We start from the raw sequence: 12,466 nt of genomic DNA on the forward strand, positions 1-12,466 counted from the left end.
TTGTGCGAATTTAAGTGGGGCCTCCCCTATTTGGAGATACTATGAATATTTTAGTGAGTGACAGCCTTTCCCCTAAAGGAGTTGAAGTCTTAGAGCGGGCCGGATTTTCTGTGGATGTGAAAACCAAGCTCACGAAAGAGGAATTACTTCAAGAAATACCAAAATATGAAGGTTTAGTTGTTCGGTCTGCAACCAAAGTCACTAAAGACGTGATCGAAGCAGGAACTCGTCTTCGTATTGTGGGACGTGCTGGAACCGGTTTGGATAATGTCGACAGTGAAGCGGCAACCCGGCGTGGCATTGTGGTCATGAATACCCCGGGCGGCAATACAATTACCACTGCGGAACACACGATGTCGATGATTGCTTCGATGAGTCGAAAAATTCCGCAGGCGACCATGTCCATGAAGGCAGGTAAATGGGAAAAAGCACGGTTTATGGGAGCGGAACTCTATAATAAGACCTTGGGATTGGTAGGATTAGGCCAGATTGGGTCGTACGTTGCAAAATTGGCTCAGGGATGGTCCATGAATGTGATTGGCTATGATCCTTACTTGGCCGTTGATCGAGCAAAGCAGATGGGAATTGAAGTGGTGGAATTAAATGAATTGTTTCATCGTTCTGATGTGATATCGGTTCATACGCCTTTGACCAATGAAACGAGAGGGCTCATCAACACCGAGACAATAGGGAAGATGAAAGATGGCGTCATGATCGTGAATTGTGCCAGAGGCGGAATCATTAATGAACAGGATTTATGTGATGCGCTGAAATCTCAAAAAGTTGCAGCGGCGGCTTTTGATGTGTTTGAAACTGAGCCAGTGGATCCCAAGCATCCCCTTATGTCTCTTGATAACTTTACCTGCACCCCTCATATCGGCGCTTCTACTGAAGAAGCTCAAGAGAATGTGGCGATTGGTATTGCTGAACAATTCGTTGATTATTTCAAGCGAGGCATTGCCAGAGGGGCTGTGAATGTTCCTTCTGTGGCACCAGAAGTACTTCCCCAACTGCAACCTTATTTGGTTTTGGCCGAGCGTATGGGGCGATTTCAGGCCCAATTATTAGATGGAGGGATTAAATCCGTCACCATTGAGTATTTTGGTGAAGTGGCTCAACTTACCGTGGCACCCGTGACCGTCGCGGTGTTAAAGGGTCTGCTCTCTCCTATTTTGGAAGATGTCATCAATTACGTGAATGCTCCTATCGTGGCAAAAGAACGTGGTATTGAAGTTAAGGAAGTGAAGAGTAGTGATGCCGGAGACTTTTCCAGTCTAATTCGGATCAAGGTCGAAGCTGGTCCTCGTACGTATTCCCTTGGTGGAACGCTCTTTCATCGTCAAGAGCCACGTTTTGTCGAAATAAACCAATTTCAGGTGGAAGTAGTCTCGGAAGGCCAAATGATTTTGATCGATAACGTGGATCGCCCTGGGGTGATTGGCATGGTTGGTCAGATTTTAGGGCAGCATGATGTCAATATTGCCAGGATGCAATGCGCGAGGGTCGAGCGTGGTGCATCGGCATTGCTAATTATTGGTCTGGATGCCCCACTCGCTTCCGCCGTGTTGGATCTTCTCAAGAAAGAGAAAGATATTCTGTCCGTTCGCATGGTTGATCTCAGCTAGCTAGACGGTTTCTTTCTGCAGACTATCTTGGCCAAACATTTCGAGTTGGCGGGTTCTCTTCCATACGCCTCATGAAACCACTCCGTTCGCTTATCCCCATTGGCACAGCCACCTTACTTCCTCATACAGCGCAAAGCATTCGGAGGTTGGAGGATCAATTATTAGCCCAATGTTCGACCTGGGGCTATCAGGAAATCATTCTTCCTACCTTTGAGTATCTTGATGTCCTAGCCGTGGGCTTGGCTCCTGAAATCTTAGAGAAATGCTATAAATTTGCTGATTGGGCATCAGGAAGAATTCTGGTCTTGCGACCTGATGCCACGGCTCAGATTGCCAGGATGGTGGCCATGGGCCTTGGAGGAGAAACTCTTCCCTTACGGTTTTCCTATCGGACCACAGTTTTTCGGTATGAACCCGAACATCGGGGGCGAGACCGCGAAGTATTTCAGGTCGGATTTGAAATGCTTGGCAATGATACTTCTCAAAGTGATGCCGAGGTTGTGACATTACTGGCTGGGCTTCTGGAAGGGATTGGATTGCCAGAATGGAAGATTTCTCTTGGTCATGTCGGGTTTTTTAAAGCCCTATTGGCCCAATCAGGTCTGTCTCAGAATGGGCGAAAGCAGGCAGAAATCGCGGCAGCCCATAAAGACCTCCCTCAGTTGGAAAAGATATTAGAGACTGAACGGTTATCCCGTTCTAAGGTAAAGGACATCTTGCAGGTGCCGGAACGGTACGGCCGTGATGAAGTGTTGGAATGGGGAATGCGAATTGCGGGGAAGGATTCGCAATTGCTTAAACCCCTACAACGTCTGACGCAGGTCTATCGGCAATTGATAGCGAATGGAGTGCAAGATCACATTCTTTTGGATCTTGGTGAGTTTCGTGGTTTTGACTATTACGATGGTGTGGTCTTTGATGTTTTCACCTCCACGTTCGGCAGTGAAATCGGTGGAGGAGGGCGATACAATCATTTGGTTGGGCGGTTTGGCCGAGACCTTTCCGCTATTGGATTGGGGTTGGATTTGGACCGCGTGTTTTCCGCCTTGGAGCGCGGAGGAAAAGTGGGCGGCAACGGGTTGCAGCCTGTGAGAATTTTTACTTCTCCTCATCAAGCTGAGGCATCTTATGCTCTTGCCCAACGATTACGGGGGGCTGGGATTTGTGTGATTGAAGAAATGATAGAGGGTTCTCCAAAGTCTGCTTTGAGGTGGGTCATCACGGTGGCTCGGCGTCGAGGGTTGCCGTGTGCATTGATTTTTGAAGAAAGGACCTCCACCCCGCAATCGGTGCTTTTATTAGAATTCGCCTCCTTTTCTCAAAAACCCCGGCAAACCCGGATGCCAGTTCAAGAACTTCCTCAACGGTTACAAACATTCAGCCATGACAATATCTGAAGCACCAGAGGTTCGGGTTCCTCCTCAAAATCTAGAAGCGGAACAATCCGTTCTTGGAGCGATACTTCTTGATAATGCTGCGCTCAATCGAGCGATGGAAATCTTGTCGGAGGAGGATTTTTATCGAACGGGGAACCGTGTGGTGTATCGCGGCATGGTGGCATTGTCCGAACGAAATCAACCTGTTGATCAAATCACCCTGACAGACTATTTACGAGGAACCGGCGAACTCGACCAGATAGGGGGTGCTTCGTATATTGCCGAAATTGTGCAAGTGGTTCCCAGTGCCGCCAATATTCGGTATCACAGTAATATTGTTCGCGATAAATCCTTGCTTCGTGGCCTCGTACGAACCGCCACCGACGTGGTCATGCGGGGCTATGAAGGGACGACGGAGACGAATGAACTTCTGGAGTTTGCTGAACGGGAAATTTTCCGGTTGGCTCAGGGACATTTAGGAGGCACGTTTGCGCCCGTTAGTAGTATCATTAAAGACAGTGTTGAGATTGTGGATCGGTTGTATAGCCGAAAAGAGCGGATCACCGGTGTGCCGACTGGGTTTACAGACCTGGATAATTTGCTGGCCGGGCTTCAACCATCCGATTTAATTATTGTGGCGGGTAGGCCGAGTATGGGGAAGACCAGTTTAGCCTTAGGGATGGTCGAACATGCCTCACTTCACTCCAATGCTGTGGTCGGCATTTTTAGTTTGGAAATGTCTCGAGCACAACTGGTTTTGCGCATGCTGAGTTCTCAGGCTCGTCTCGATTCTCATGCTCTTCGTACCGGACAGTTGACCAAACATGATTGGGTGGCCTTGACTGAGGCGGCCGGACGACTTGAGCAGGCTAAAGTCTTTATTGATGATTCTGGAAATTTGACCGTTCAGCAAATGCGTGGAAAAGCGCGGCGGCTTAAGGCTGAACATGGATTGAGCCTGTTGATCGTTGATTATTTGCAACTGATGGAAGGGAGAGGAAATGCCGAATCCCGACAGCAGGAAATTTCGGATATCTCCCGGGCCTTAAAAGGACTGGCGAAAGAATTAAATATTCCGGTTATTGCCCTATCCCAGTTGAGTCGGGCAGTAGAAAACCGGACGGACAAAAGGCCCATGCTTGCCGACCTACGTGAATCGGGAGCAATTGAACAAGATGCGGATGTGGTGATGTTTATTTATCGAGATGAAGTTTACAATCCTGATTCCGACGATAAGGGCATTGCGGAAATCCTGGTGAGAAAACATCGGAATGGGCCCATTGGAGAAGTGGATCTGCAATTTCATGACCGGTATGCCAAATTTAATGACTTAACGAGAGTGCGTGAGGCTGGTATAGTATAACGAGTTGTTGAGGTAGGGTTTATGAAATCTACAAGAGTGCTAGCTATGAAGGTTCGTGCTGGGCAGACATTTCCAATGTGGTTGGGTCGTCTGAGGTCTCTCTTGTGGGGAATTCCGCTGTTGGTGGTATCTTGCGGGACAGCTCCCTCTCCCACGCTGAATGGACAAGAAGTGTCCATGGTAAGTCGAGAAACTTCTCACCCCCAGGCCTACTATCACTTCCTTCGTGGTTCCCTTGCCGAGTTGAATAATGATGCCACTACGGCAGTAGAGGAATATCAGGCCGGTTTGGCTTTTGACACAGATTCGAACTTCTTGAAATTTCGTCTTGCCAAACTGCATTTCTCCATGTCGCATCTGACGGAAGCCTTGGGTTTAGCGAGACAAATTCCTGTGTCGGAGGTTTCTCAGGCGGCGATGTTTTTCGATTTGGCAAAAATCTTTGCTGGTGGAGGGGATACTGAACGGGCCTTGGAGGTTCTCACTGAAGGGGAACGACACTTTCCACAGGATGAACGGATATATATTTCTCATGGCACCCTTCTGTTAAATATGAAAGAGCTTCAAAAGGCTGAAGAGGTTTTCCATGAATTATTAGTTCATGTGCCTGGCTCAGCGGAAGCGCATTATTTTTTGGGCGTGATTGCTCTCGAGGCTAAAACGAAGCAGGAAGCCAAGGCCCATTTTCAGGAAGCCATTGCTCTTCATGCCACCTTTGAACGGGCGTATCTGAAGTTAGTGGCAATTTCTGAAGAAGAAAAGGACCCTCAGGAGGGTATTGCACTTTTAGAGCGCTATTTGATTGAAGTGAATCCGCATCATCGGGAATTCCGGTTGCGGGTAATCCGTTTATATATTGGCCAGCAAAAAACGGACAAAGCATTGAACCATTTGGACTATTTTCTCCAAGAAAATCCAGATGATTTGCATGCGCAAATTCTTAAGGCTCAAATCTATGGTGAATTAGGCAATTTTCCTGCTGCAATCGAGGAGTTAAATGCCATCTTGCGGGTGAGACCAAACGAATTGCGAGTTCGTGATTTCCTGGGATTGTTATATGAGGAAATGAAGGACTATGACCGCGCGATTCAAGCGTATCGAACTAATGTTCAAATGGATTCCACATTTTTCGATAGTATTCTGCATTTAGGCTTTGTGTCCTATCGGTTAAAACGCAACCAAGAGGCGCTTTCATATTTGGATCAGGCCGTTAATCTCAATCCTAAAAGGCCAGAACCGTATTTATTATTGGGGTTGACCCATTTTCAGATGGAAGATTATCACAAGGCCAGGGCCAGATTGGAGGAGGGCATTCACCAGGACCCCTCAAATGCCGAGCTCCATTTTAATTTAGGCACAGCCTATGACAAATTAGACCTTTTCGATAAAGTGGTTCGTGAAATGGAGCAGACTCTTGAGTTGGATCCGGAACATGCGGATGCCTTGAATTATTTGGGTTATAGCTATGCCGATCGTGGCATCAATGGGGAGCAGGCTTTGGCTCTTACGCAACGTGCTGTCGCGTTAAAACCCCATAACGGGTATTACGTGGATAGTCTAGCTTGGGCGCTTTACAAACTTGGACGCATTGAAGAAGCGCTGGAAACGATTCAGCGTGCGGTCTCTTTAGTGTCCGATGATCCAGTGATTTATGAACATATGGGGGATATTTTCCTAAGACAAGATGAACGAGATAAGGCACGAGAGGCATGGCTTCATTCACTGCAACTCGATTCAACCAATAAACCGCTGGGGAAGCGGTTTCGTGACGCCGGTTTTGGGGAACCGATTCCTACCCTTTCCCACAAGTCTACCTTGACCCCCTAACTTCTCACCATCCTAAAATTTGACGTGGGTCAATCAATAATTAAGAGGGGGCTTCAGGTTATTTTAAAGGTCGCTACGTGGCGGTTTTGATGAATTTTGTTTTAAGTCATTATTCGCGTCATGGTCTGATTCTTAAAGTTTTGGTTCTTTCTGGCGAATAAATAGTCACGCCTTTTCTTTATTGGCCTTGCGTGACGATTGATACTTCCAGCCTTTGTGTCGCTGATATAGCCATTTTTATGAAATTAGTAGTGTTTGGCGTATATTCTTTGCCGTCTTTAAGGTCGTGTTGATAATCATCAAAGCCCTGGCTACTTGGAAAATCCAGGTGTACCATCATCCGAGGGTAAGATAAATAACAATCTATTGGAGAATAGTCCTCCATGGAGGTTTCCAGGATGCTAACTCAACTCAATGACCAAAGAGGATTCAGTTTGACTGAGCTGATGATTGTGGTGGCAATTATTGGGATTTTGGCGACCATAGCCATCCCAAATTTTTTGCGTTACCAAGCCAAGGCCAAGCAAACAGAGGCAAAAAGCAATTTGGTGGCAATCCATACCGCCGAAATTGCATATTTCGCTGAGAATAATGGGTATATAGATGATTTTAATGCGATTGGATTTGCCATGAGTGGGTCTTCGCAACGATATTTTTATAAAATTGGCAATGCCAATCTTGGGACATTACCTCCTGGTTGTACCGACCCGAATTTAGATTCTGTAAGTGCATTGGGATTTACTGCGGTTGCAATTGGAAATATTGATGGGGATGCAACCTGCGACGTGTGGACCATTAATGAGGGAAAGGTCATCACGAATGTGACAAATGATGTGTCTTCCTAGTTTTTTTGTGTCATGGCGCGATGCATTTAACAGTAACCAATACAAGGAAAGTTGATTTCCTAAAACTTTAACTGAATCGTTTTAAGAAACATGCCTCAAGAGGAGGGCAAAAGTGGATATGCTCGATAAAATTAAAAATCGGTCAGCCAAGGTTGGAGTGATTGGACTAGGATATGTAGGGCTTCCCTTAGCCGTACTTCAGGCCAAGGCCGGGTACCAGGTGTTTGGGGTGGATGAAGTAGCAGCCAAGGTAGAAATGGTGAACCAGGGGCGGAATTATATATTGGATGTGGTGGACTCTGATTTGCGAGAAGTCGTTGAGCAAAAAAAATTAGCGGCGACAACCGATTTCTCTGTGTTACGGCAGTGTGATGTAATCCTTATTTGTGTGCCGACTCCTCTGACCAAAAATAAAGAACCGGATATTTCCGCCATTGTGAAAGTTCTTGGGCATCTTGCCGATAATTCACATCCAAATATGCTCGTTGTCTTAGAAAGTACAACATATCCAGGGACAACCGAGGAGGTTATTTTGCCCGCCTTAACCGCAACGGGCTTAACGGTTGGAAAGGATCTGTTTGTCGCATTTTCTCCAGAAAGAGTTGACCCTGGGAATCCTGAGTTTAAAACTCATAACACATTTAAATTGGTGGGTGGTGTTACAGAGGCATGCGGGGAAGTTGCCAAAACCTTTTATGAGCAATCCATCGTGAAAATCTTTCTTCTCAGCTCCCCACGGGTAGCGGAAATGTCTAAGGTATTTGAAAATGTTTTTCGCTCAGTGAATATTGCTTTAGTGAATGAGCTCACTCTGCTGTGTGACCGAATGAACATTAATGTATATGAAGTGATTGATGCTGCGGCCACGAAGAACTTCGGTTTCATGCCTTTTTATCCTGGCCCTGGAGTGGGAGGACATTGCATTCCGCTTGATCCATATTATTTAGCGTGGAAGTCAAAAGAGTATGATGTCCATACCAGGTTCATTGAACTGGCTGGGGAAATCAACGAAAATATGCCGTATTTTGTTATGAATAAACTGCAGCGGGTTTTAAATCAACGAGGGAAATGCCTAAAAGGTTCAACCATCCTAATTTTGGGAGTAACCTATAAAGCCGACATTGAAGACCCACGTGAATCGCCTGCCACAAAAGTCATGGAGTTGCTGCAACAGCAAGGTGCGGATTTGCAATATTCTGACCCATATACCCCTTCCCTCATTATTCAAGGACACGAATATAAATCTCAACAGATAAATGCTGAATTGTTGAAGGGCAGTTCCTGTGCGCTGGTTTTGACCGCGCATTCTGCCTTTGATTACCAGTTAATTGTTGATCACGCTCCGGTGGTATTTGACACGCGGAATGGAACTCGTCAGGTGAAGCATCACCGTGATCGTATTGTTCTGCTTTCAACCTAGGGAGGGTCTTAAATCAGAGCCTATTGACGGGTGAATAGCCATCGGGTTGACAGTCTAGTCTCGTTTCGTTATAAAGCCCTGTTTAAGCAGGGCTTTTTGCGTCCTGTGAAAATCACATTGGTTGTTAACATTCCCCCAAAATCGCATTATAGAATATTGCATCTCTGAAAGAACGTCTGAATGAAGTTGCTCAAGCAATTCTTGGTACGGTTATCGGGTAATATTTTTGAAACCCTGACCCCAAAGTTAATACCCTATCGGGGAAAGCAGAAACCACCGCCCCTTAAGCTGGTTTCTCATAACCTGCATCCTGACGTTTCTCACGACCCTACTCTCCAACGTACGGCCAATCTTGGGCATATGAGTGCTCTGGAGTCAGCTCTTCAAAAAGGGGAGGACTGGTTATTGGGCATGCAAGATCCTGAACGAGGATTTTGGGTTCAGGAATTGGAGGCGGATACGACCCTGACATCTGAATATGTAATGCTTCGACGGTTTTTGGATATGGTGGATCCTGAAAGAGAGCGGAAAGCTACTCGGTATTTACTTCATACCCAGCTTGAGGATGGCGGGTGGCCGATTTTTTCCGGAGGGCCTTCAGAAATCAGTGCATCGGTAAAAGCGTATTTTGCGCTCAAACTGGCTGGGGTTTCTTCTGATGAGCCTGTGATGCAACGTGCGAGGGATTTAATCCTTGGAAAAGGTGGTGTTGTTCAGGCCAATGTCTTCACCAAAATTACCTTAGCATTATTCGAACAATATGATTGGCGGGGGATACCGTGTATGCCTCCTGAAATATTCTTAGCCCCGAGATGGTTTTATTTTAATTTATATGCGGTTTCGTATTGGTCTCGTGTAGTCATTATCCCACTTTTAATTGTTTTTGCCCATCGGCCCGTTTGCGCAATCTCCAAGGAACAAGGAATTGATGAACTTTTTCTTCAGCCTCGTCAGGAGGTGGATTATGCTAATGTGCCACCGCTGCATCGAGATTCCACCATCCTAAGTTGGCGGAATTTCTTTGTTTGGGTCGATGGGCTGCTTCGTTTATATGAGGCCTACCCGATAAAGGCCCTTAGGAAAAAGGCGTTGAAAAGCGCACAGGCGTGGGTAATTGAACATATGGACGGAGAAGGTGGGTTAGGGGCCATTTATCCCGCTATGGCCTATTCAATTTATGCACTTCGAGCTTTGGGATATTCTACGGATCATCCGTTAGTTCAGAAGGCATTGAGGGAAATTGAAGACCTTGAAGTCTACTCGAACTGGGGTAATACCCCAACCCCTACTATGTTGCATTTACAGCCTTGTCATTCTCCAGTGTGGGATACTGCGTTAATTATTAATACCCTGATCGAACGGGGCCTTGCGCTGGACCATTCGTCATTGCGACGGGCAGATGCCTGGTTGCGATCCCGTCAATGTCAAAAAGTGGGAGATTGGGCTGTGTCAGCACCGGAAGCTCGATCTGGTGGATGGGCGTTCCAATTTGAAAACGAATGGTATCCCGATGTTGATGATACCGCAGCTGTGATAACGGGGCTGGCCAAGATCCACCCTGTCGAGTTGTCCGGTTCTGATGAGGCCATTCAACGAGGATTTCGTTGGGCTTTGGCGTTACAGAGTTCTGATGGTGGATGGGGGGCATATGATAAGGATAACAATAAATTAATTTTCAATAAGATTCCTTTTGCGGATCATCAGGCCCTCTTGGATCCTAGTACAGCCGATTTAACCGGTCGATGTTTGGAAATGTTGGGAACGTTGGGTTATGACCAGTCTCACCCGGCTGTGAACCCTGCAATTGAGTTCTTACGCAAGGAACAAGAGCCAAACGGAAGTTGGTATGGTCGATGGGGGGTCAATTATATTTATGGGACTTGGTGTGTCCTTTCAGGTCTTCGTGCAATAGGCATCGATATGACGGTGCCCTGGATCCAGCAGGCCGTGATTTGGCTGGAGTCCGCTCAGAACCCTGACGGGGGTTGGGGGGAAACCTGTGATTCCTATGCTGACCCGCAGAAGGCGGGTCGAGGGGAAAGTGGGGCATCTCAAACAGCCTGGGCTCTTATGGCACTTCTTCAGGCCGGAGAATCGGACTCCATTAGTGTTGTCCGGGGAGTTAATTGGCTCATTCGCCATCAACGTGAAAATGGTGTTTGGGAGGAACCGTTTCATACAGGTACCGGGTTCCCCAGAGTTTTTTATTTACGGTATCATGGTTATTTTAAGTATTTCCCCATATGGGCCCTGAGTATGTACCGGAATGTAAAAGTAACCGGGGAGGCAAGGGCCGACCATTTACGAAAGGCCGCACAAGTGGCCAGACACATCAGCAAGCTTGTCTAATTTCCGTCCTGACTGCTCGTTTTTGGCATATCTCCCTTTGGAAAATGATATGGCAGGAGCCTTTTCTGACCAGAATCGTCATATTGACAGCAACCCGAGTAGAGTTTAACGCAATTGGCCGAGTTCTTCCCAAAGGGAGCTCTGTTAAATGCGTGGGCCATGCTGGATTAGAGAGTCGGGCTGAGTCGACCCATGTATTGGTGATTCAGACAGGAATGGGTCCCGACAAGGCCCGATCTATTGCCCAGAAAATTTTAGAGAGCGAAGTCTGCGATGTCGTTATTTCTACAGGTTTTGCCGGGGCTCTTAATTCCTCACCAATCGGATCGCTGGTGATTGGTCAGGAGGTTCTTCTATTGGGACAATCTGGAGATTTGATGTCTGATTTTGTTCTACCACCAATCAAGTGCCATCCTGATTGGGTCAATGCGTCCTTAGGCATCCAATTGATGGATGGGTATCCTCTTCAAAGTGGCCGCTTTGTGACAACGGATCAAGTGCTTACACAGGCTTCACAAAAAGGTATTCTTGGGAAACGGTCTGGAGCCGTGGCTGTCGATATGGAGAGTGGAGCGATTGGGCAAGTGGCGAAGCATCATGGTCTTCCTTTTCTGATTGTTCGTTCGATCTCTGATGGTATTAACGAGGATTTGCCGGTAGACTTCAATATCTTTCTCAAACCATTTGGATGGGTTAAAGGAGTAGCACTGGTCCTATCCACTCCTCGGTGTTGGAAGGGATTATTTCGTTTGTATAAGAATTCCAATCAGGCGGGTATCCAGCTTTCTAGTTTTTTTGAAAAATTTTTTGCCATTATTTTCACGCCAACGTTCTCTATGGCCATCAATAAATCTCGCTCGGAAATTTCATGATATTGTTGCAACACATTGGGAAACGGACTCTTTTCTTGATAGAGGAAATGGGTGCCATGTTTGTGTTCTTGATCCGGACGTTTGGATGGTTATTCCGACCGCCAGTGAGGATCGTTCAAATTGTCAAACAAATGTATGTTGTGGGGTTCAAATCGTCCTTTGTTGTGATCCTGACGGCGTTATTTACCGGGATGGTATTAGCTCTTCAAGGCTATTATTCCCTGAGAAAGTTTGGGTCTGAAGGTTTGTTAGGGTCTGCTGTGGCAATAAGCATGATCCGTGAACTGGGCCCTGTATTGGCTGCATTGATGGTGACGGCTCGTGCGGGATCCGCCATGACTGCAGAAATTGGGATTATGCGTATTACCGAGCAGATTGATGCATTGGAGACCATGGCGATCAATTCCTTGCAATATTTGATTACTCCGAAAATTGTCGCGGCTCTTATTTCCGTACCCTTATTGGTTGCTATATTTGACGTTGTGGGAATTTGGGGAGGGTATCTGGTTGGAGTCAAGTTGCTTGGAGTCAGCGGGAGCTCATACTGGAGTTCAATCGAATCAGCGGTGGAATGGAAAGATGTCTATGGGGGAATATTAAAGTCGATCAGCTTTGGCCTGATTATTAGCTGGATCTGCTGTTATAAAGGTTATTATACGAGAATGAGTTCCGAGGGACTGGGAAAAGCTACCACTGAATCTGTGGTGTTAGCCTCGGTTCTCATTTTGGTGTGGGATTATTTTTTAACGTCTGTACTTATGTAACGTTACCATTCTATGAGTCTACCGA

The 12,466-nt window shown here is 46.5% G+C and carries 9 protein-coding genes; all 9 read left to right on the forward strand.

The window, feature by feature from the left end:
• The first annotated feature begins 41 nt into the window (after positions 1-41).
• A complete protein-coding gene (serA, locus tag ACWHYD_RS01890) occupies positions 42-1,625 on the forward strand; it encodes a phosphoglycerate dehydrogenase (RefSeq protein ID WP_447964253.1) in 1,584 nt (527 codons plus the stop codon).
• Positions 1,626-1,696: 71 nt separating this feature from the next.
• A complete protein-coding gene (gene hisZ / locus ACWHYD_RS01895) occupies positions 1,697-3,022 on the forward strand; it encodes an ATP phosphoribosyltransferase regulatory subunit (protein WP_447964254.1) in 1,326 nt (441 codons plus the stop codon).
• Positions 3,009-4,364 carry a replicative DNA helicase gene (gene dnaB, locus ACWHYD_RS01900; RefSeq protein ID WP_447964255.1) on the forward strand — a complete coding sequence of 452 codons (1,356 nt, stop codon included), beginning with the start codon at positions 3,009-3,011 and terminating at the stop codon, positions 4,362-4,364. Before hisZ ends, dnaB begins: the two co-directional genes overlap by 14 nt.
• 21 nt (positions 4,365-4,385) lie before the next feature.
• Positions 4,386-6,191 carry a tetratricopeptide repeat protein gene (locus ACWHYD_RS01905; RefSeq protein ID WP_447964256.1) on the forward strand — a complete coding sequence of 602 codons (1,806 nt, stop codon included), beginning with the start codon at positions 4,386-4,388 and terminating at the stop codon, positions 6,189-6,191.
• Positions 6,192-6,589: 398 nt separating this feature from the next.
• A complete protein-coding gene (locus tag ACWHYD_RS01910) occupies positions 6,590-7,036 on the forward strand; it encodes a type IV pilin protein (protein WP_447964257.1) in 447 nt (148 codons plus the stop codon).
• 118 nt (positions 7,037-7,154) lie between these two features.
• On the forward strand, positions 7,155-8,456 hold the full coding sequence (locus ACWHYD_RS01915; protein WP_447964258.1) for a nucleotide sugar dehydrogenase: 1,302 nt from the start codon (positions 7,155-7,157) through the stop codon (positions 8,454-8,456).
• Positions 8,457-8,636: 180 nt separating this feature from the next.
• Positions 8,637-10,805 (forward strand): squalene--hopene cyclase, encoded by a 2,169-nt coding sequence (shc, locus tag ACWHYD_RS01920; RefSeq protein ID WP_447964259.1) that lies wholly within the window; start codon positions 8,637-8,639, stop codon positions 10,803-10,805.
• A 44-nt stretch (positions 10,806-10,849) separates the two neighbouring features.
• Positions 10,850-11,677, forward strand: a complete 828-nt coding sequence (locus ACWHYD_RS01925) for a phosphorylase family protein (protein ID WP_447964260.1) — start codon at positions 10,850-10,852, stop codon at positions 11,675-11,677.
• Positions 11,678-11,733: 56 nt separating this feature from the next.
• Positions 11,734-12,441: an MlaE family ABC transporter permease gene (locus ACWHYD_RS01930; protein ID WP_447964261.1), complete on the forward strand. Its 708-nt coding sequence runs from the start codon at positions 11,734-11,736 to the stop codon at positions 12,439-12,441.
• Positions 12,442-12,466 lie beyond the last annotated feature (25 nt).

It is taken from the genome of Nitrospira sp. Ecomares 2.1, assembly GCF_965152585.1.

Coding starts and splice junctions, on each gene's coding strand:
- ACWHYD_RS01910 (WP_447964257.1), top strand. CDS start 6,590: ATGCTAACTCAACTCAATGACCAAAGAGGATTCAGTTTGACTGAGCTG.
- serA (WP_447964253.1), top strand. CDS start 42: ATGAATATTTTAGTGAGTGACAGCCTTTCCCCTAAAGGAGTTGAAGTC.
- hisZ (WP_447964254.1), top strand. CDS start 1,697: ATGAAACCACTCCGTTCGCTTATCCCCATTGGCACAGCCACCTTACTT.
- shc (WP_447964259.1), top strand. CDS start 8,637: ATGAAGTTGCTCAAGCAATTCTTGGTACGGTTATCGGGTAATATTTTT.
- ACWHYD_RS01905 (WP_447964256.1), top strand. CDS start 4,386: ATGAAATCTACAAGAGTGCTAGCTATGAAGGTTCGTGCTGGGCAGACA.
- dnaB (WP_447964255.1), top strand. CDS start 3,009: ATGACAATATCTGAAGCACCAGAGGTTCGGGTTCCTCCTCAAAATCTA.
- ACWHYD_RS01915 (WP_447964258.1), top strand. CDS start 7,155: ATGCTCGATAAAATTAAAAATCGGTCAGCCAAGGTTGGAGTGATTGGA.
- ACWHYD_RS01925 (WP_447964260.1), top strand. CDS start 10,850: ATGATATGGCAGGAGCCTTTTCTGACCAGAATCGTCATATTGACAGCA.
- ACWHYD_RS01930 (WP_447964261.1), top strand. CDS start 11,734: ATGTTTGTGTTCTTGATCCGGACGTTTGGATGGTTATTCCGACCGCCA.